Raw genomic sequence first — 20,046 nt, 5'->3', positions numbered from 1 at the left:
CTCCTCAGTGGCCGTGCTCGGCTTCGCCCTTGGCCAGCTCGGCCTTGAGCAGGAAGGCGTTGGCACCGACGATGCGCTCGCTGCCGGTCAGTCCACCGAGGATCTCGATGCGGTCGCCGGCACGGCGCCCGGCCAGCACCGGCTGCGCCTTGAAGCCACCTTCGACGGCGACGAACACCGCGCTGCTGCCATCGACGTTCTGCACCGCATCGGCGGGCACGCTGAGCGAACCGTCCTGGTCTTCGGTGACCACCACGGCTGACACCGGCGAACCGGCCGGCGGCAGCGGCGCATCCACCGGCGTGGCGCGGATCACCGCGACGCCGCCCTGCTGCCGCACATCGGCGGCCGAGCCGGTAACGGTGGCGGTGAAACTGCCCCCTGGCACACTTACTTCCAGTTTCATGCCCGGCGTGACCTGCGCGGCCAGCGCAGGCGGTGCGGTGAACACCAGCTCGTTCATCGCCGGATCGGCGACGTCGGCCACGGCGCTGCCGGCGGCGACCACACCGCCTGGCGTGACCTGCACATTGCCAACGATGCCGGCCACCGGGCTGGTGATGCGCACGCGGCCACTGGCATCGGGCGCACCGTTGGCGGCGGCCTGTGCCTGTGCGGCAGCGGCCTGGGCCTGTGCCGCCAGCGAACGTGCGCGCGAGGCTTCCATTTCCTGGCGTGCGACCACGCCCTGGTCGACCAGCGCCTTGTCGCGGCCATAGGCCAGGCGTGCGGCCTCGGCTTCGGCCGATGCGGCCAGCGCGTTGGCACGGAACACCGCCGCCTCGCCGCTGACCACGATGGCCAGTGCCTGGTTCTGCTTCACCGCAGTGCCCGGTGCAACCAGCACGCGTTCGACGCGGCCGGTCACCGTGGAGGCCACCGAGGCACGCGCACCGACCGAGGGCTCGACCCGACCTGCGAGGCGGGTTGAACCGCCCCCGCCACGACCGACGGCGACCACTTCGATACCGGAGGCCTTGATCTGTTCCGGTGTCAGCTGCACCACGCCTTCATCGGCGTCCGCCGGCGCCTTCGTGGCTTCGGCCTTGGCTTCCTTGCTGTCGGCGGCGTGGCCGTGGCCATCATCGGCGCCGGCCTTGGCCGTGGCGGGGTCTTCATTTGCAGGTGTCTGCGCATTGCCTGCGCAGCCGGCCAGCAGCACGGTCAGCAGCACGCCGCCGATCAGCGGGAAAGTACGGGAGAGAGTCATGGGGCCTCCACAAAGGGTGCGCGCCCTTCCAGGCGGGCAAGATCGATTTCCGCGGCGACGCGCGACAGGCGCGCATCCACGGCGGTGCCGCGGGCGGCGATGAGGGCGCTGCGCGTGCTGCGCAGTTCCAGCTGGGAGATGCGCCCGGCGTCGAAGCCGATGCGTGCAAGGCGGTAGGCCTCTTCGGCGGCGACCACGCTTTCATCGGCGGCGCGGGTACGGCTGCCGGCGGCCTTCAGACCGGCCACGGCGGACAGGCGCTCGGCCTCGCTGTCGCGACGCTGCTGGTCCAGGCGCGCTTCGGCCGCGCGCTGGTCGGCGTTGGCGGCGCGGATGCCGCCACGGTTGCGGTCGAACAGCGGGATGCTGAGGCTGAGCCCGAGGTTGTAGGCACGCTCGCCGCCTTCGCGGAAGCGGGTCTGCGCGGCGGTGACGCTGAGGTCGGGCAGGGCGCGCTTGCGCTCCACGTCGACCCGCTTGCCCGCCGCATCGGCTTCGGCTTCGGCGATGCGCACGGCCAGTGCGGTATCGGTGGCACCGCGCGGCAGCGGTGGCACGCGGTCGAGCAGGCTGTTGTCGATCGACTGCACCGGCGCATCCAGCAGCGCGGTGCCGGCCAGGCGTGCGAGTGCGGCATCGCGGAAGGCCTGTGCCTCATCCAGCGCGGCGCTGACATTGGCCACTTCGCTCTGTGCCTGCACCGCGCGCAGCTGCGGTTCGCGGCCCTGCTTGACCATCGCATTGACGGCAGCCGCATCGTCGCGGGTCAGGGTCAGTGCTTCGCCTGCGAGGGCGTAACGACGCAATGCACTTTCCGCCTGTGCGTAGACCGCCGCCAGTTGGCTGGCGACATCACTGCGGCTCTGCGAACCACGCAGGGCAGCGGCTTGTGCCTCGGCCCGGGCGGCACGAACGCGCGCGCCACGCTGGCCCCAGACCTCCAGCGGCTGGGACAGGGTGAGCACGGTATCGGCCTTGTCCATGCCCCGGTAGGTGCCGGAGCCCCAGGCGTTTTCGGCCGACCAGGAAAGGGAGGGATTGGGCAGCGCACGGGCCTGGTCGGCGCGCGCATCGGCGGCCTCGGCCAGCGCCGTGCCCACACGGGTGCCGGGTAGCTGGTCCAGGCGTTCAAGCAGGGTGTCGTAGGAGGGGGCGGCTTGCGCCATCACCGATGCCGCCGGGGCCAGGCCCAGCAACACGGCGACGACCAGCCCGGCCGCACGCGGCGACCGAGGTGTCAGGATCGACATAGGGGGATTCCGGTTGTGAGTGAAACGGGAGCCCGCAATCGCGGGACGCGCTCAACTCACGCCCGGGGTGGACGCGTCAATTCATCCTGGGCGACCACATAGGCCGCCGCATCGCCCGCACTCATCCAGCGCGCCGCCAGTGGCGCCCCGAACGCGGCCAGCGTGTGTGCCGGCAGGCTCAGGTTGGAGTGGTGGCAGTGGTTGTGGCCACAGGCACCGACATGCTTGCCGTCGGTATCGCCATCGGCATCCGGTGCGGATTCCACATGCACCGTGCTGGCATGCGGTTCCACCGTGCACGCCAGGGCGTCGGCCACCGGCACGACCACGAATGCCGCCATCAGCAGCATCAGCAGGGTCGAACGGAGGTGGCGGGTGATCCAGCGCATGAAGGGCAGGCTAGCAAGCGGTTTTCGCCGGATACAATATCAATGGCCGCTTCGGGAATACGTCGGAATCTCCCGTTCAGGTGGGCGGCGTGGCGACACTTTTCGGCCCGTGGAGTCGGACACCGGGCTGCGCGTCTGTAGAGCCGAGCCCATGCCCGGCTGCTTTCGCACGACCAGCCGAGCATGGGCTCGGCTCTACATTAACGGTCACGGCAGCTTCGCGATCACCTTGATCTCGAACTGGAACCCATACAGCCAGGTCACGCCGATGCCGGTCAGGGTCGGGTGCGGTGCCTCGCCCCAGTACTCGGGCACGATCGCCCAGGCCTTCTCGAAATTCTTCTCTGGATCGACCAGAAACACGGTCACATCGATCACGTCATCGAACGTGCAGCCTGCGGCGGCCAGCACCGCATTGAGATTCTCGAAGGCGCGGCGCACCTGGGTTTCGAAGTCCGGCTCGGGCGAGCCGTCCTCGCGGCTGCCGACCTGGCCGGAAACGAACAGGAAGCCATCGGATCGGATCGCCGGCGAGTAGCGGTTGCGCTCATAGAGGGCCTGGCGCCCGGCGGGGAAAACGACATCACGCTGTGACATGGGGACGATCCTGTGGGAGAGATCACCATCCTCCCCGCCAGCGCTGTCTGGATAAACTGCGATGATCGGCCTAGATTGATTGCAAATCCCAAATAATCACGGCCGCCCATGGACCGTTTCGAGGCGATGCGGGCCTTTGCCCGGGTAGTGGAAACCGGCAGCTTCACCCGCGCCGCGCAGACCCTGCAGATCAGCCGCACCACGGTGACCCAGCTGGTGCAGCAGCTGGAGGCGCACCTGCGGCTGCGCCTGCTCAACCGCACCACCCGGCGGGTCAGCGTCACCGCCGACGGTGCGGCCTATTACCCGCGCATCGCCCGGCTGCTGGCCGAACTGGACGAGGTGGAGGGCGGGCTGGGCGACGCGGCCGTCCAACCGCGCGGGCGGCTGCGCGTGGATGTGCCCGGGCCCTACGCACGGCTGCGGCTGGTACCGGCGCTGCCGGATTTCCAGGCGCGCTACCCGGAGATCCAGCTGGATGTCGGCGTGAGTGATCGCGAGGTCGATGTCATTGCCGACAACGTCGACTGCGTGATCCGTGGCGGCACCCCATCCGACCCGGCGCTGGTGGCGCGGCCGCTGGGGGCGTTGCCAATCGGCTTCCATGCCAGCCCGGCGTACATGCAGCGTTTCGGTGTGCCGACCGACCCGCGCGCGCTGGAGGGGCCGGACCACCACATGGTCGGCTTCCTCAGCCCACGAAGTGGCCGGGCGAGAGTATTCAGCGCGCAGCGCGGCGACGAGCGCGTAGAAGTGCAGGGTCGCTATACGGTTGGCTTCGACGACGGCAACGCCTATCTGGCGGCGGCGCTGGCAGGTCTCGGCGTGGTCGCGCTGCCCAGCTACATGGCCGAATCGCATGTCGCACGTGGCGAACTGCTGCCGGTACTGGAGGACTGGCAGCTGCCGCCGATGCCGATGCATGTGATGTTCCCGCCCAATCGGCACATGAGCCAGCGGCTGCGGGTGTTCATCGATTGGGTGGTGGAAGCGCTGGGTTGATCGCGCGCGCCTGTAGAGCCGAGCCCACGCTCGGCTGCGTCTGGCACCAGCGCCCAAGGCCCGCGCTTCGCGCGTGAGCCGAGCACGGGCTCGGCTCTCCAGTGGGACCTTCCTGCTGCAGACATGCGAAGATCATCGCGGCACGCTACAGGAACCATCGCCACGCATGAGTCGCATCGTCGCACTGGATACCGAAACCACCGGCATCTCCCACCGCCTGGGTCATCGCGTGATCGAGATCGGTGCCGTCGAACTGATCGAAGGCCAGCTCACCGGGCGCCAGTTCCACACCTACCTGCAACCGCAGCGCAGGGTCGATTGGGGCGCGCAGCGCGTGCACGGCATCAGCGATGCAATGCTGGTGGGAAAGCCGCTGTTCTCCAGCAAGGCCGCCGAACTGCTGGACTTCCTGCGCGGCAGCGAGATGGTCGCGCACAACGCCACCTTCGATGTGGGTTTCCTCGACAACGAGCTGCGCCTGGCCGGCATTCCCGCCACGCTGGCCCAGCACTGCCGCATCACCTGCAGCCTGAAGCTGGCGCGCGGGCGCTGGCCCGGGCAGGGAAACAAGCTGGATGATGTGCTGCAGCGCCTGCGCATTCCCGGCAACCGGGGCCTGCACGGCGCGCTGAAGGATGCCCATCTGCTGGCCCAGGTGATCCCGCATCTGCGTTGATGGCCGGGCGGGGTTACGCCGGCTGCAGCCAGCGCTCGATCATCGCCGCGCCCGTGGCCACGCCATCCTCGCTCGCCATTGCTACGCCCAGTGCAACCGCACGCGCACGCGTCGCGCCGTCCTCGGCGAACCTGATGGCCGCCGCCAGGACTCCCGCATCCAACCGCTTGGGTGACAACGGCGCAGTCGCCACCCCCAGCGTCTGCAGGCGCCGCGCCCAGAAGAACTGATCGGCGGCGAACGGCATCACCAGCGAGGGAATGCCGGCGCGGCAGGCCGAATGCGTGGTGCCGCTGCCGCCATGGTGGATGGCCAGCGCGCAGCGTGGCAACAGTGCTTCATGCGGGGTCGGGCCGACCACGAACACGTTCGCTGGCAAAGCACCCGACGGTAGTCCGGCCCAGCCCGGAAACAGCAGCACGCGGCGTGGCGCCAACGCCTGCAGCAGGGCCGACAGCACGCGCTCGCGGTCGAAGCCGGTCATGCTGCCGAAGCCGAGATAGACCGGCTCGGGCCCGGCATCGAGGAAGGCCTGCAGGTCGGCGGGCGGCGACCAAGGTTGTTCCGGCATCCGCCATTGCCCGCACACCACATGATCGGTCGGCCAGTCGGCAGGCGGCGGCAGCAGCTGCGGGGAAATGCCGTACAGCATCGGCAGGCCGGTCCACAGCGTGCGGCGCGGCGGTTGCCCCAGTGCGGCGCGCGCGGCGTTGATCGGCCCGCGGAAGGTGCGCCACACCGCCTGGTTGACCAGCCCGTAACTGGCCCGGCGCAGGACGCCCGGCAGCGGCATCGGCGGCAGGAACGGCGATGCGAAGTCGCGCGTCGGCGTCAGCGGAATCATGCCGGTGCCGATGCCCGGCAGGCCGTGCCGCTCAGCCACGCTGAGGCCGACAAGCGCGGCCAGGCCGCCGGTCAGCACGGCATCGCAGCCGGCGGCGGCCGCATCGGCCTGCGTCATCCAGGCCGGCACGTGGCGACCGGCCATCCGCGCCAGGCCGCGCGACGCGGCGGCCAGGTTGTTGCCGCGTGCCACAAGGGCCACCACTTCGTCGTGGATGTCGCCTTCCAGCGCCGCGTGCGGCACCCCCAGCGCGCGCGCGCTGCCCAACGTTCCCTGTTCGGCCAGCAGCAGCACCTCGTGGCCGGCCTGGCGCAGCCCATGGCACAGCATCACCAGCGGCCGGGTGTCGCCTTCGGTTCCATAGGTCAGGGCCAGCAGTCGCATCGGGGGGCGGCGCCACGGAAGGGGCCGTCAGTATGGCCAGCCCTGCCATGAACGAGGCGTGCCACGTTCAGTCGCCTCGCCTGTGGGTAACTTGCGCAAGTGCTTGAACCCGTGCATAATGCGCGGCTCGCTGTGTCCGGTTTTCTGCCGGGCGGCGCCCCCGGGAGCACGTCCCCGGCCGCCCAACGCCAGCGTAACCCTTTGATTCTCTTGACGTGTGGTGGGCAACCATCGAGGCCGCCGTCTCCCGGGCTACGGGCTGACAACTACTACTATCGAGGTGCGCAATGTCCCGCGTATGCCAGGTTTCCGGCAAGCGAGTGCAGACGGGTAACAACGTCTCGCACGCCAACAACAAGACCCGTCGTCGTTTCCTGCCGAATCTGCACGAGCGCCGTTTCTGGGTGGCCAGCGAGAACCGCTGGGTCAAGCTTCGTGTTTCCGCGCATGCACTGCGCACCATCGACAAGAACGGCATCGATTCCGTTCTGGCTGAGCTGCGTGCGCGCGGCGAAAAGGTCTGAGGAGTAAAGCATCATGGCAGGCAAGCGCGATAAGGTCCGTATGATTTCCTCGGCCGGTACCGGCCACTTCTACACGACCGACAAGAACAAGAAGAACACCCCGGGGAAGATGGAATTCCTGAAGTACGATCCGGTCGTGCGCAAGCACGTCCTGTACAAGGAAGGCAAGATCAAGTAATCCGCATGGATTGCTGATCCCCGCGAAGAAACCCGCCCTTGTGGCGGGTTTTTTCATGCCTGGCATCCAGGTGGTGGGTGCCGACCGTTGGTCGGCACGCTGTTCCCATACCCGGCGGCCGCCAACCCTGGCCGGCGCACTGTCCCCGTGCTCGGCAGGTGTCGACCTTGGTCGACACGCGGTCCCACCCCGGTAGATGCCAACCTTGGTTGGCACACTGCTTCAAAGCAGTCGAGCATGGCTCGACTCTGCAAATCCTGCTGGGCAGAATGGCCCATCACCTCCCGACGGGCGACGCGATGCTGTTCGAGTGGTTGCTGGGTTCGTATCTGCTGCTGATCGACTGGCTGATCCGGCTGGTCGCGCTGTGCTGGATTCCCACCCGCACCACGCCGGGTGCGGCGCGCAGCTGGCTGCTGCTGGTCGGCTTCGTGCCGCTGCTGGGCCTGCCGCTGTACCTGCTGTTCGGCCACCCGTGGCTGTCGCGCGAGCGCATCCGCCGCCAGGCCGAGGCCTCGCAGGTCATCCGCGAGGAACAGGCGCTGCAGCATCGCCTGCGCTGGTCTCCGCAGCCGGACACCGCCAGCGCCGAGATCGTGCCGCTGGTGCAGCGCCAGGGCGATTTCATGCCAGTACACGGCAACGCCGTCGATCTGCTGACCGACTACGACGAATCGCTGCACACGCTGATCGCCGATATCGACCAGGCCGAAGACCGCGTGCACCTGCTGTACTACCTGATGTTCGACGACGCGGTGGGCGAGGCCATCGTCGAGGCATTGCAGCGCGCCGCCGCGCGCGGCGTGCAGTGCCGCGTGCTGCTCGATGCGGTGGGCGCCAAGCGCGGGCTTCGCGCCTACCGCAACCGCCTGGAAGCGCGCGACATCGAAGTGCGCGCGATGCTGCCCGGTGGCCTGCGCTGGCGCCGCAGCGGGCGCATGGACCTGCGCAACCACCGCAAGATCGCGGTGATCGACAACGAAGTGGCCTATGTCGGTTCGCAGAACCTGGCCGGCCCGCAGTTCGTACCCGGCCACCCGAACCGCGAGCTGGTGGCGCGCGTGCGCGGCCCGGCAGTGGCGCACCTGGAAGCGGTGTTCGCCAGCGACTGGTACATGGAAACAGGCCAGCGCCTGGACGTGATTGCCGATGTGCCCGAGTGCAGCGACGACATCGCCACCCAGCTGTTGCCCAGCGGCCCGGCCTATCCGTACAGCAACGCGCGCGATGCGGTGGCGGCGCTGATCCACCTGGCACGGCGGCGGCTGGTGATGGTCACCCCGTACTTCGTGCCTGACGAAGCCACGCTGAGCGCGCTGCGCATTGCGGCGTTGTCCGGCGTCGAAGTGCAGCTGATTCTGTCGGCCAGCAACAACCAGCGGCTGACCTCGTGGGCACAGGAGGCCTACTACGACGAGCTGCTGCGCTGTGGCGTGCGCATCGCGCTGTATGAACCGCAGTTCCTGCATGCCAAGCACATGAGCGTGGACGAGGACATCGCCGTGCTCGGCTCGATCAACATGGATATCCGCTCGTTTGCGCTGAATGCCGAAATCGGCCTGATCTGCTACGACCGTGCGCTGGTGCAGCAGCTGTGCGCGATCGAGGACGGCTACCTGCGCGAGTCGCGGCAGCTGGATCTGCAGCAGTGGCGCAGCCGCCCCACGTGGCGGCGCAGCCGCGAAGGCATCGCACGGCTGGCTGATGCGTTGATGTGAGCGGCGCGTGCAACCGACGGGGTGGATGCCGCCGGCGGGGTGGATGCAACCGACGGGGTAGAGTCGATTGTTGGTCGACTGCTCTTGCGAAAAAACCCCGCGCTGCGCGCGATAGTCGACCAACAGTCGACTCTACCCCCTGTCATTCCCGTCATCGTCAATGGCCTACAATCGGCGCATGACTGATTCACCGCGTAATGGCGAACTGGACCTGGCAATCATCGGCGGTGGTGCCGCCGGCGTGCTGGTGGCGATCCATGTATTGCGCCAGGCGAAGGCGCCGCTGGCGCTGGCCATTTTCGAACCGGCCTCGCAGCTGGCCCAGGGCATCGCCTATGCCACGCCGTGGCCGGAGCACCTGCTGAACGTGCCGGCAGCGAAGATGAGTGCGTTTGCCGACCAGCCCGGCGATTTCCTCGATTACCTGATGGCCGCCAACGCCTACCCGGGGGAGGCGCGCGAGGTGCTGGGCGAGCGCTATGTGTGCCGCCACTTCTTTGCCGCCTACCTGCAGCAGCGCCTGCAGGACGCCGTGGCCGCCAGCCCGGCGCAGCTGCAGGTGATCGCGCAGCCGGTGCTGGGCCTGCAGACGGATGACCACGGCTACCCGCTGGCACTGGGCGATGGCAGCACGCTGCACGCCGCGCAGGCGGTGCTGGCCACCGGCAACAGCATGCGGCCGCTGCCGGTGCCCGGCGCCGACGTGCTGCCCGCCGATGACGTGGTCGAGGCCTGGGACTACGACGGCGTGCGTACCCTGGCCGGGGAACAGGCCGTGGCCATTGTCGGCTCCGGCCTGAGCATGGCCGACACCGTGCTGGCATTGGTCGCTGCCGGTCACACCGGCCCGCTGCATGTGATCTCGCGTCACGGCCTGCTGCCGCTGCCGCACGCACACGGCGGCCTGCCCACGTTCGATCCGGCCACGCTGCTGCCGATGAACCTGCGCCAGCGCCTGCGTGCGTTGCGCGGGTTTGCGCGCCAGGCGCAGGCCGATGGCCTGCCGTGGCAGGGCGTAATGGACCGCATCCGTCCGCATGGCCAGGCGCTCTGGTGCAGCCTCGATGAGGCCGACCAGCGTCGCTTCCTGCGCCATGTGGTGCGCTACTGGGATGTGCATCGCCACCGCATCGCCGAAGAGGTGGACGCGCAGCTGCAGGCCCTGCAGGACAGCGGTCAACTGCGTATCCACCGGTCCCGCCTGCAGCGCGTCTGGCGCGAAGGCGAGGCCCTGCAGTTGTCTGGCCGCGACACCTCCGGCAATGAGCAGCAGTGGACGATCGGCGGCGTGATCAACGCCACCGGCGTGGAGACCCGCGCCAGCGCGTTGCGCAATCCCTTGCTGCAGCAGCTGCAGGCCGATGGACTGGCCCGTCCCGGTCCGCATGGGCTGGGTCTGGACAGCACGGTGCCGGGCGACCGCCTGCGCGCCGCCGGTGGCCAGCCGCAGGCGCGGCTGGGCGTGCTCGGCAGCCTGCGCATCGGCAGCCTGTGGGAAAGCCTGGCGGTGCCTGAACTGCGTCAGCAGGCGCAGGCGCTCGCCACCGAAGTGGTCGCAGGAGCCGCGACGGCGATGCCGTAAAATGGGGGCATGGATGTCTCCCACCTGCTTGATGGCCTGAACCCGGCCCAGCGCGAAGCCGTCTCCGCTCCCCCCGGCCACCACCTGGTGCTGGCCGGTGCCGGTTCCGGCAAGACCCGCGTACTCACCCACCGCATCGCCTGGCTGCATGAAGTCGATGGCGTGCCGACCCACGGCATTTTCGCGGTGACCTTCACCAACAAGGCGGCCGGCGAGATGCGCCACCGCATCGATGCCCAGCTGCCCAATGGCAGCCGCGGCATGTGGATCGGTACCTTCCACGGCCTGGCCAACCGCCTGCTGCGCCTGCACTGGCAGGACGCCAAGCTGCCCGAAGGTTTCCAGGTGATGGATTCGGATGACCAGCTGCGGTTGGTCAAGCGCGTGGTGCAGGCGCTGGAACTGGACGACGGCAAGTACCCGGCCAAGCAGATTGCGTGGTGGATCAACGCACAGAAGGACGAGGGCCGTCGCCCGCAGCACATCCAGCCCGAGCCGCACGATGCATGGCTGGAAACCATGCGCCAGGCCTACATCGAGTACCAGTCGCGCTGCGATCGCGCCGGCCTGGTCGACTTCGCCGAGCTGCTGCTGCGCGCGCATGAACTGCTGCGCGACAACCCGGCGCTGCTGTCGCATTACCGCGCCCGTTTCCGCGAGATCCTGGTGGACGAGTTCCAGGACACCAACGCCATCCAGTACGCCTTCGTGCGGGTGCTGGCCGGCGATTCCGGCCATGTGTTCGTGGTTGGCGACGATGACCAGGCCATCTACGGCTGGCGCGGTGCCAAGGTCGAGAACGTGCAGGGCTTCCTGCGCGACTTCCCGGGTGCGCAGACCATCCGCCTGGAGCAGAACTACCGCTCCACCGCCAACATCCTCGGTGCCGCCAACGCGGTGATCGCGCACAACCCGGATCGCATCGGCAAGCAGCTGTGGACCGACAGCGGTGACGGCGAGCCGATCGATCTGTACGCCGCGTACAACGAGATGGACGAGGCGCGCTACATCGTTGAGCGTGCCCGCCAATGGGTGCGCGACGGTGGCAGTTACACCGAAGTGGCCGTGCTCTATCGCAGCAACGCGCAGTCGCGCGCGCTGGAAGAAGCGCTGCTGAGCGAACAGGTGCCATACCGCGTGTACGGCGGCATGCGCTTCTTCGAGCGTGCCGAAATCAAAGACGCGCTGGCCTACCTGCGCCTGCTGTCCAACCGCAACGATGACGCGGCGTTCGAGCGCGCGGTCAACACGCCCACCCGGGGCATCGGCGACCGCACGCTCGACGAAGTGCGCCGCGAGGCGCGCGCACAGGGCATCTCGTTGTGGGAAGCGACCATGCTGGTCACCCAGGGCAACGCGCTGGCTGCACGCGCGCGCAATGCGCTGGCCGGCTTCCTGGGGCTGGTCAACGAGCTGCAGGCCCAGACCGTGCACATGACCCTGGCCGAGCGCGTCGACCACGTGCTGGCCCGCTCGCAGCTGCGCGAGCACTGGAGCAAGGAAAGCCGCAACGCGCTGGATTCGGAATCGCGCACCGACAACCTCGACGAACTGGTCTCGGTGGCCTCGCGCTTCGTGCGCCGCGCCGACGACATCGAGGAAGTGGGAGAGGACATGGACGAGCTGGTCGCGTTCCTGGCCTACGCCGCGCTGGAGGCCGGTGAAGGCCAGGCGCAGGCCGGCGAGGACGGTGTGCAGTTGATGACCCTGCATTCGGCCAAGGGCCTGGAATTCCCGCTGGTGTTCCTGGCGGGCATGGAAGACGGCCTGTTCCCCAGCGCACGTTCGCTGGAAGAAAGCGGGCGGTTGGAGGAAGAGCGCCGCCTGGCCTACGTCGGCATCACCCGCGCACGCCAGAAGCTGGTGCTGAGCTATGCCGAATCGCGCCGCATCCACGGCCAGGACAACTACAGCCTGCCCTCGCGCTTCCTGCGGGAGATTCCGCGCGAGCTGCTGCACGAAGTGCGCCCGAAGGTGCAGGTCTCGCGGCCGGCCTCGATGGGCGCCAGCCGGGTGATGGGCCATGCCTCGATCGAGGCGCCGCCAGTCAAGCTCGGCGCGCTGGTCACCCATCCCAAGTTCGGCGAAGGCATGGTGACCGACTACGAAGGCAGCGGCGCGCACGCCCGCGTGCAGGTCGAATTCGCCGACGCCGGCAGCAAGTGGCTGGTAATGGCTTACGCCAACCTGACGGTGATCTGATCACCGTCGGGGGGCGGGAACTCCTGTAGAGCCGAGCCATGCTCGGCTGCTTTTTGGCGGATAAAACCAGCCGAGCATGGCTCGGCTCTACAAAGGTGCGTACGCATGACCCGCAACGTGCTCTTCCTCTGCAGCCAGAACCGCCTGCGCAGCCCCACAGCTGAGCACGTGTTCGCCGATTGGCCGGGCATCGAGACCGCCTCGGCCGGGCTGCTGGCCGACGCCGAGGAAGTGCTCAGCCCCGAGCTGCTGCAGTGGGCTGACCTGGTGTTCGTGATGGAGCGCGCCCACCGCAACCGGCTGTCCAGCCGCTACAAGGCCTGGTTGAACGGCAAGCGGGTGATCTGCCTGGATATTCCGGATGACTACGATTACATGGACCCGGTGCTGGTGGAGCTGCTGAAGCGCAAGGTCACGCCCTTCCTGCGCTGACGCGCTGTTGTAGAGCCGAGCCCATGCTCGGCTGCCTCTGGCGGGAAGAACCGCCGAGCATGGGCTCGGCTCTACAGGGGTGCGCAAAGGACAGCCGAGCATGGCGATGCCGGTTGTCCTGACCGGCACCCTTCGGGCCGTCGCAAGCGACGTTGGCAGCGGCTCGTGCCGCTACCTTCGGCTCTACAATAGGCGGCGACATCTTCCAGGAACGCCCCATGACCGAATCCGCGCTGCACGTCACCGTGAAGTTGAATGCCCGGCTGCAGCCCGAGCATCGCCACGAGCTGTTCGAAGATCCGCTCGACGCGCTGCTGCAGGCGGCCCAGGTGGGCGAGCTCACCGGCGGCGGCACCGCGATGTCGGATCTGGGTGAGGTCGAATACGGCGATATCGAAGTGGCACTGGTCGATGCGGATGGCGTGCCGAAGCTGATCGACCTGCTGGAGCAACTGGGTGCGCCGAAGGGGTCGCAGCTGCAGGGTGCGGGCGGGGCCGATCGCAGCTTCGGCGTGACCGAAGGGCTGGGCATCTATCTGGACGGTCTGAACCTGCCGGACGACGTCTACGAACAGTGCGATTCCAACCACGTGTTTGAACAGCTGTCGGAGAGCATCGACGGCCTTGGCGAGATCTGCAGCTGGTGGCAGGGCCCGACCGAGACCGCGCTGTACATGTACGGCGAATCGTTCGAGGCGATGCGCGACGCGATCGCCGAATTCGTGGCCAGCTATCCGCTGTGCCAGAACGCGCGCGTGGTGCAGATCGCCTGAGGGCGGGCCTGATGTAGAGCCGAGCCCATGCTCGGCTACGGATGAAGCAGCCGAGCATGGACTCGGCTCTACAGAAGAAGGTTACTTGCCCGCTGCCTGAAGGGCGTTGTCGCGCAGCGCCATGTCCGTGCCGATCTGGTAACCGCCGAACAGCGCCGCCAAGGCGATGATCGCGGCGACCATGATGGATTTCTGGGAACTCCAGACGGGCGGCTTGTTGTCCTGCATGTCGGTCGTCCTTGGGCGCGGCAGTGCGCCGCCCGCCGAGCACTGCCGCCCGACCGGTGCGCGCAAGCGGACGGTGCGCACACGCCGCTGCGCGGCGCCGGATTGATCCTGCTCAAGGCGCAGCCTGCACATCCGGTGTGTAATGGTGACGTTCCCATCTGGCAGATCGCCACGGAGCCCCACCATGTACAAGCGCATCCTGATTGCCACCGACGGGTCCGAGCTGGCCGACAAGGGCCTGGCCAAGGGCCTGGAGCTGGCCAAGGACCTCAATGCCGAGGTCGATATCGTGACTGTCTCCGAGCCGTGGGCCGTCGGCATGTACGACGCCATGGGCTGGAGCGTGGGCTACATGAACAGCCCCGAGTACAAGGCTGACCGCGAGGAAGGCGCGCAGAAGGTGCTGCAGCCGGCGCTGGCCAAGGCGGCCGAGCAGGGCATTACCGCCAATCCGGTGCATGTGCTGGACCGCTATGCGGCCGACGGCATCATCGAGACGGCGGGCGAGCGCAACAGCGACCTGATCGTGATGACCTCGCACGGCCGCCGCGGCGTGACCCGCGTGCTGCTGGGCAGCCAGACCGCCGAAGTGCTGGCACGCAGCACTCTGCCGGTGCTGGTCATCCGCTGATCCACACCCACTGATTCAAGCGTTCCCGGGGAGGGGACCCGACGCCGGCCGCAGGATGCGCGCCGGCGTTGTTCTTTGTGGGGGCCGTGCCGATTGCCATGATGGGGGTCAGAGCCCTTTCCTTTGGAAAGGGGTCCGACCCCGGTCACCTCACCAGCTGTACAGCTTCCAGTACACCGGCGACACGCCGTCCTTGTCGTTGTCGAAACGACCATCGCCGTTCTTGTCGTACATGTAGTACGGCGCGCCGCGCGACGGGGTCACCTTGACCATGCGCAGCTGCCCGGACACGCGGTACTCCTCGATGGTGTCACCGTTGTCCATGGTCCGCTTGGAGACATCGGCGCCCTTGACGTCGACCGGGGGAGCCCCGGCACCACCCATGCTGGCGCAGCCGGCCAGCAGGAGCAGGGAGGCCAGCATCAGAGTCTTCATGGGTGGGGTTCCTTTGCCTGGAATGGGCTTCGATTATGCCCCATCGCGGCGTGGGGACCGTGTCGCCGCGGTGCAGGCACGGGCGCGTAGAATCGACCCATGAGCAGATTAGTCCTGATCGACGGGTCCAGTTACCTGTACCGCGCGTTCCACGCGCTGCCGCCCCTGTCCAATGCACAGGGTGAACCCACCGGCGCGCTGTTCGGCGTGGTCAACATGCTGCGTTCTACGCTGAAGGAGCGCCCGGCCTACGTGGCGTTCGTGGTCGATGCGCCCGGCAAGACCTTCCGTGACGACCTGTACGAGCAGTACAAGGCCAACCGCCCGCCCATGCCCGATGAACTGCGCAGCCAGGTGGAGCCGATGTGCCGCATCGTTGAAGCGCTGGGCATCAGCATCCTGCGCATCCCCGGCGTGGAAGCCGACGATGTGATCGGCACGCTGGCCCTGCAGGGCCTGGCGCAGGACCTGAAGGTGACCATTTCCACCGGCGACAAGGACTTCGCGCAGCTGGTGCGCCCGGGCATCGAACTGGTCAATACCATGACCGGCAGCCGCATGGATTCGGACGCAGCGGTGATGGAGAAGTTCGGCGTGCGCGCCGACCAGATCGTCGACCTGCTGGCGCTGATGGGCGATACCGTCGACAACGTGCCGGGCGTGGAGAAGTGCGGGCCGAAGACCGCTGCCAAGTGGCTGGCCGAGTACCAGCATCTGGACGGCGTGATGGCCGCCGCGCCGACCATGAAGGGCAAGATCGGCGAGAACCTGCGCGCCGCGCTGGAACGCCTGCCGCTGAACCGTGAGCTGGTGACCATCCGCACCGATGTGGAGCTGGACGCCAGCCCGACCACGCTGGCCCTGCGCGAGCAGGACGTGCCGGTGCTGACCGAGCTGTATTCGCGTTACGGCTTCACCCAGGCGCTGAAGGAGCTGGGCGCGCCGCTGCCGGCACCGGTGGCCGCCAGCGAGGCGACCCCGAGCCTGCGCGGCACTGCGGCCGGTTTCGCCCGTGGCAGTGCAGAGGCGCCCGCCGCCGGCACGCTGGACCCGGCACTGTCCGCGCCGGGTGAATACGAGACCGTGCTGACCGCCGAGCAGCTGCAGTCCTGGGTCGAACGCCTGCAGCAGGCCGACCTGATCAGCTTCGATACCGAGACCGATGCGCTGGACGCGATGCGTGCGCGGCTGGTCGGCGTCAGCCTGGCGGTCGAGCCGGGCAGGGCCGCCTACATTCCGGTCGGCCACGATTACCCCGGCGCGCCGGCGCAGCTGCCGGTGCAGCAGGTGCTCGATGCCCTGCGCCCGGTGCTGCAGGACCCGGCGAAGAGGAAGCTGGGCCAGCACGGCAAGTACGACCTGCACGTGCTGCGCCGCCATGGCGTTGACGTACAGGGCTACCACGACGACACGATGCTGGAGAGCTTCGTGCTCAACTCCACCGCCACCCGCCACGACATGGATTCGCTGGCCCTGCGCTACCTGGGCTATAGCACCATCAAGTTCGAGGATGTGGCCGGCAAGGGCGCCAAGCAGATTCCGTTCTCGCAGGTGGGCATCGACGAGGCCAGCCGCTATGCGGCCGAGGACGCCGACATCACCCTGCGCCTGCACCGCGCGCTGCAGCCGCAGCTGCTGGCCGAGCCGGCGCTGGACAGCGTGTACCGCGGCATCGAGATGCCGCTGGTGCCGGTGCTGACCACGATCGAAGCCAACGGCGTGCGGATCGACACCGACGAGCTGCGCCGGCAGAGCCAGGATCTGTCCTCGCGGATGCTGGCCGCGCAGCAGAAGGCCACCGAGCTGGCCGGTCGCAGCTTCAACCTGGATTCGCCCAAGCAGCTGCAGGCGGTGCTGTTCGACGAGCTGAAGCTGCCGGCGGTGGTGAAGACCCCGAAGGGCCAGCCCAGCACCAATGAAGAGGCGCTGGAAGCGATCGCCGACCAGCACGAACTGCCGCGCGTGATCCTTGATTACCGCGGCCTGGCCAAGCTGCGCAGCACGTACACCGACAAGCTGCCGGAGATGGTCAACCCGGACACCGGCCGCGTGCACACCAGCTATCACCAGTCCGGTGCCGCCACCGGCCGCCTGTCCTCGTCGGACCCGAACCTGCAAAACATCCCGATCCGCACCGAGGATGGCCGCCGCATCCGCCGCGCCTTCATCGCCCCGGAGGGTTTCCAGCTGCTGGCCGCCGACTATTCGCAGATCGAGCTGCGGATCATGGCCCACCTGTCCGAGGACGCGGGCCTGGTGCGTGCCTTCGAGCAGGGCGCCGACGTGCACCGTGCCACCGCCGCCGAGGTGTTCGGGCGCACGCTGGAGGAAGTGACCCCGAATGAGCGCCGCGCCGCCAAGGCCATCAACTTCGGCCTGATGTACGGCATGAGCGCCTTCGGCCTGGCCCGCAACCTGGGCATCGACCGCGGGCAGGCGCAGGACTACGTGGCGCTGTACTTCAGCCGCTACCCGGGCGTGCGCGATTTCATGGAGCGGATGCGCCAGCAGGCCCGCGACCAGGGCTATGTGGAAACCCTGTTCGGCCGCCGGCTGTACCTGAACGACATTCATGCACGCAACCAGGGCCTGCGTGCCGGTGCCGAGCGTGCCGCGATCAACGCCCCGATGCAGGGTACCGCCGCCGACATCATCAAGCGCGCGATGGTGGACGTGGACCAGTGGCTGCGTGACAGCGGCGCACCGGCGCGCATGATCCTGCAGGTACACGATGAACTGGTGTTCGAAACCGAAAGCAGTTTCGTCGAGGAGTTGCGTTTGCAGGTGGTCGAGCGCATGTCGCAAGCGGCCAGATTGCGGGTGCCGCTGGTGGTCGATACCGGTATCGGCAACAACTGGGATGAAGCGCACTGACGCGTTTTCAGGCCGAAAACGACGTGAATTTGTTCATCCGCCGGAAGTTTCTGACTCGCTCATGAATGTTGCCCCGATGGAAGCTGATTAAATTGGGCCCCTTCACGAACCGTTAGTGTTCGGAGTGCTTCTATAACTCTCGACAGGCGCAACGCCTGTTGTGGATCTCTCCCATCCCCTGGAGCAGATCTCGGAACGGGGACTCCTCCCCAAGTGCCCGTTCCCCGGCCCCGTTGACCTCCCCCTGGTCAGCGGGGCTTTTTATTTGTGCCGCCGGTATCGCAGATGGGGTCAGATCCCTTTGCCCCGCGGGCAAAGGGATCTGACCCCAGGTGCTAGGCTGGGCCACTGTCCAGCTGGGGAACCCGCAATGCCCGACCTGTTCGCACTGGCGATGCCGTGGTGGGAGTTCATCCTGCGTGCGGTGGTGGTCTACGTCGTGGTGCTGGGCATGGTCCGGCTCAGTGGCAAGCGCCCGCTGGGGCAGATCACCCCGTTCGACGTGCTGCTGGTGGTGCTGCTGGGCAACGCGGTACAGAACGCGCTGCTGGGCACCGACACCTCGCTGGGCGGCGGCCTGTTGCTGGCGGCCACCCTTATCCTGCTCAACTACGGCGTGGGCTGGGTGAGTACCCGCAGCCGCCGGATTGAGCGGCTGGTGGAGGGAGAACCGGTGGTAATCGCGCGTGATGGGCGCCTGTTCGACGCCGTTCTGCGCCGGGAGCAGGTCACGCGTGCCGATTTCGACGCCGCCATGCGCCAGCAGGGCTGCCTGGGGGTGGAGGATGTCGAGCTGGCCCTGCTGGAAATCAACGGGCACATCACCATCGTCCCCAGGAAGAGCACCTGACGACATAGAGCCGAGCCCCTGCTCGGCTGCGCTGGTTCGTCAGCCGAGCGTGGACTCGGCGCTACATCACGCTGCTCAGGGAGTGCAGCGGACGTTGCCTGCAGTCGCCTTGCGCTCGTAGTACGCGAAGCGGTTGCCGCTGTCGACGCCCACCAGGTTGCCGTTCTGCAGCAGCTGCAGCACGAAGTCGCTGCCGACATCGCGGTGCAGGAGCACCTGGCCGTCGCGCAGGCTCGCGCGCAGGCGCACGTCCTCACCACCGGCTTCCACGATGCCGCCATCCAGGAAGCGCAGCTGCGACAGCACGCTGCGTTCGGCGACAAAGCTGCCGCAGGGCAGAGCGGTGGCGGCGATCGGTTCAAGTGCCGCTGCGGTCGCACCGGCAACAGCAGCGAGGTCCTTGGCCGGTCCGCAGGACGGCGCATCCGCGCGCTGTGCGCAGGCCAGCTGCAATGCCTCACGTGCCTGCTGCAGGCGCCCGCCGCTCCACAGCGACTCGGCCGCCGCTTCACATAAGGTCTCGCCGCGCTGTTCGCGGCAGAGTGCCGCCAGCTCATCCAGCTGCGCCGGCGGCAAGGGCGCATCGACCGAATGCCGCAGGCCCAGCAGTGCCTCCCCTGCCATCTGCGAGGCGACCTTCCTGGCTGCCGCCATGCAGCCTTCAGCGTCGAAGGACGGTGATTCCTCCTTGCAGATCTCAGGCGTCGGCGGGTCCGTCACTTTCGGTGCCGCTGCGTTGGCCTGTTCCTGGTAGGTCTCCAGCAACCGCATGCAGGCTGCGCCCACGCCCTCGGCACACCAGGCGTGCAGTTTCACGGGTGCGGCCTCCGGCAGCGCCTCCAGGCACTCGGAGGTGTTCATCACGCAACCGTCTTCCACGGGCTCTGGCATCGCCTTGCAGGCGGCGGCGTGCTCACGGGTGAACTCGCGATAGGGCGTGCTGATCGTGCGGTCGTTGTCCGAGAAGTACCAGTTCTCCAGCTGGCCGGTGGACAGGTTGCCGGTACCGAGCACGTCTTCCTGGCGGGCGATGAGCAGATTCTCGGTAGCCTGGTAGGGGCCGGACAGGGAGCCGTGGCCTTCACTCTCGAGGGTCAGCGTGGTGTTGCCGCTGCTGTCCTTGTAGGTGCCACAGGCCATCGACTGCGCGGCAGCCGGCAGGCTGGCCGAGGCCAGGGCCAGCAACAGCAGGGAACGCCAGCCCGCAGCGCGGGGGCGAAGGAAAACAGCAGCAGACATCGGTTCGTCCTTGAAGGAGGTGGCACAG

At 67.9% G+C, this 20,046-nt stretch carries 20 protein-coding genes; 12 read left to right on the top strand and 8 right to left on the bottom strand.

Going from position 1 to position 20,046, the window contains the following annotated elements; all coding sequences use genetic code 11:
* Positions 1–4: 4 nt before the first annotated feature.
* From QP512_RS19845 to QP512_RS19830, 4 genes are all read right to left on the bottom strand, one after another.
* Complete coding sequence (locus QP512_RS19845; protein WP_286070379.1) at positions 5–1,210, bottom strand: efflux RND transporter periplasmic adaptor subunit; 1,206 nt, start codon at positions 1,208–1,210, stop codon at positions 5–7.
* Complete coding sequence (locus QP512_RS19840) at positions 1,207–2,460, bottom strand: TolC family protein (RefSeq protein WP_286070378.1); 1,254 nt, start codon at positions 2,458–2,460, stop codon at positions 1,207–1,209. The genes QP512_RS19845 and QP512_RS19840 overlap by 4 nt, the downstream gene beginning before the upstream one ends.
* A gap of 56 nt (positions 2,461–2,516) precedes the next feature.
* Complete coding sequence (locus QP512_RS19835; RefSeq protein WP_286070377.1) at positions 2,517–2,849, bottom strand: hypothetical protein; 333 nt, start codon at positions 2,847–2,849, stop codon at positions 2,517–2,519.
* Between the two features lie 207 nt (positions 2,850–3,056).
* A complete protein-coding gene (locus tag QP512_RS19830) occupies positions 3,057–3,446 on the bottom strand; it encodes a RidA family protein (RefSeq protein WP_053443741.1) in 390 nt (129 codons plus the stop codon).
* Between the two features lie 108 nt (positions 3,447–3,554).
* On the opposite strand from QP512_RS19830, the gene QP512_RS19825 reads away from it, so the two are divergent.
* Together QP512_RS19825 and dnaQ are read left to right on the top strand one after the other, a co-directional pair.
* Complete coding sequence (locus QP512_RS19825; protein ID WP_286070376.1) at positions 3,555–4,448, top strand: LysR family transcriptional regulator; 894 nt, start codon at positions 3,555–3,557, stop codon at positions 4,446–4,448.
* A 166-nt stretch (positions 4,449–4,614) separates the two neighbouring features.
* On the top strand, positions 4,615–5,124 hold the full coding sequence (gene dnaQ, locus QP512_RS19820) for a DNA polymerase III subunit epsilon (RefSeq protein ID WP_019337927.1): 510 nt from the start codon (positions 4,615–4,617) through the stop codon (positions 5,122–5,124).
* Positions 5,125–5,137: 13 nt separating this feature from the next.
* Here dnaQ and QP512_RS19815 read toward each other — a convergent pair whose 3' ends face one another.
* A complete protein-coding gene (locus QP512_RS19815) occupies positions 5,138–6,352 on the bottom strand; it encodes a glycosyltransferase (RefSeq protein WP_286070375.1) in 1,215 nt (404 codons plus the stop codon).
* Between the two features lie 287 nt (positions 6,353–6,639).
* On the opposite strand from QP512_RS19815, the gene rpmB reads away from it, so the two are divergent.
* From rpmB to QP512_RS19780, 7 genes are all read left to right on the top strand, one after another.
* Complete coding sequence (gene rpmB / locus QP512_RS19810) at positions 6,640–6,876, top strand: 50S ribosomal protein L28 (RefSeq protein ID WP_005411638.1); 237 nt, start codon at positions 6,640–6,642, stop codon at positions 6,874–6,876.
* Between the two features lie 10 nt (positions 6,877–6,886).
* Complete coding sequence (gene rpmG, locus QP512_RS19805; RefSeq protein WP_169411268.1) at positions 6,887–7,054, top strand: 50S ribosomal protein L33; 168 nt, start codon at positions 6,887–6,889, stop codon at positions 7,052–7,054.
* A gap of 299 nt (positions 7,055–7,353) precedes the next feature.
* Complete coding sequence (cls, locus tag QP512_RS19800) at positions 7,354–8,772, top strand: cardiolipin synthase (RefSeq protein ID WP_197595482.1); 1,419 nt, start codon at positions 7,354–7,356, stop codon at positions 8,770–8,772.
* A 160-nt stretch (positions 8,773–8,932) separates the two neighbouring features.
* The gene (locus QP512_RS19795) at positions 8,933–10,354 is read left to right on the top strand and encodes an FAD/NAD(P)-binding protein (protein ID WP_286070374.1); all 1,422 of its coding nucleotides are present in this window, start codon (positions 8,933–8,935) and stop codon (positions 10,352–10,354) included.
* 9 nt (positions 10,355–10,363) lie between these two features.
* Positions 10,364–12,556, top strand: coding sequence for a DNA helicase II (gene uvrD / locus QP512_RS19790; protein WP_286070373.1), 2,193 nt, complete (start codon positions 10,364–10,366; stop codon positions 12,554–12,556).
* A 105-nt stretch (positions 12,557–12,661) separates the two neighbouring features.
* Positions 12,662–12,988: a low molecular weight protein tyrosine phosphatase family protein gene (locus tag QP512_RS19785; protein WP_286070372.1), complete on the top strand. Its 327-nt coding sequence runs from the start codon at positions 12,662–12,664 to the stop codon at positions 12,986–12,988.
* A 218-nt stretch (positions 12,989–13,206) separates the two neighbouring features.
* Positions 13,207–13,761, top strand: coding sequence for a hypothetical protein (locus tag QP512_RS19780; RefSeq protein WP_286070371.1), 555 nt, complete (start codon positions 13,207–13,209; stop codon positions 13,759–13,761).
* Positions 13,762–13,842: 81 nt separating this feature from the next.
* Here the strand turns inward: QP512_RS19780 and QP512_RS19775 are convergent, their stop codons facing one another.
* Positions 13,843–13,989, bottom strand: a complete 147-nt coding sequence (locus tag QP512_RS19775) for a hypothetical protein (protein ID WP_286070370.1) — start codon at positions 13,987–13,989, stop codon at positions 13,843–13,845.
* 184 nt (positions 13,990–14,173) lie between these two features.
* On the opposite strand from QP512_RS19775, the gene QP512_RS19770 reads away from it, so the two are divergent.
* Positions 14,174–14,620: a universal stress protein gene (locus tag QP512_RS19770; protein WP_005411629.1), complete on the top strand. Its 447-nt coding sequence runs from the start codon at positions 14,174–14,176 to the stop codon at positions 14,618–14,620.
* A 150-nt stretch (positions 14,621–14,770) separates the two neighbouring features.
* Here the strand turns inward: QP512_RS19770 and QP512_RS19765 are convergent, their stop codons facing one another.
* Complete coding sequence (locus QP512_RS19765; RefSeq protein ID WP_057500897.1) at positions 14,771–15,055, bottom strand: DUF2782 domain-containing protein; 285 nt, start codon at positions 15,053–15,055, stop codon at positions 14,771–14,773.
* A 99-nt stretch (positions 15,056–15,154) separates the two neighbouring features.
* Between QP512_RS19765 and polA the strand changes: the two genes are divergently transcribed.
* Complete coding sequence (gene polA / locus QP512_RS19760; protein WP_286070369.1) at positions 15,155–17,929, top strand: DNA polymerase I; 2,775 nt, start codon at positions 15,155–15,157, stop codon at positions 17,927–17,929.
* A 370-nt stretch (positions 17,930–18,299) separates the two neighbouring features.
* Entirely contained in the window at positions 18,300–18,779 is a 480-nt protein-coding gene (locus QP512_RS19755) for a YetF domain-containing protein (protein WP_109813727.1), read from the top strand.
* A 75-nt stretch (positions 18,780–18,854) separates the two neighbouring features.
* On the opposite strand, the gene QP512_RS19750 is transcribed toward QP512_RS19755, so the two are convergent.
* Complete coding sequence (locus QP512_RS19750) at positions 18,855–20,018, bottom strand: hypothetical protein (protein WP_286070368.1); 1,164 nt, start codon at positions 20,016–20,018, stop codon at positions 18,855–18,857.
* Positions 20,019–20,046 lie beyond the last annotated feature (28 nt).

It is taken from the genome of Stenotrophomonas sp. 57, from assembly GCF_030291075.1.
In the GTDB taxonomy this organism is placed as follows: Bacteria; Pseudomonadota; Gammaproteobacteria; order Xanthomonadales; family Xanthomonadaceae; genus Stenotrophomonas.
This window is presented reverse-complemented; position numbering and strand designations above follow the sequence as displayed.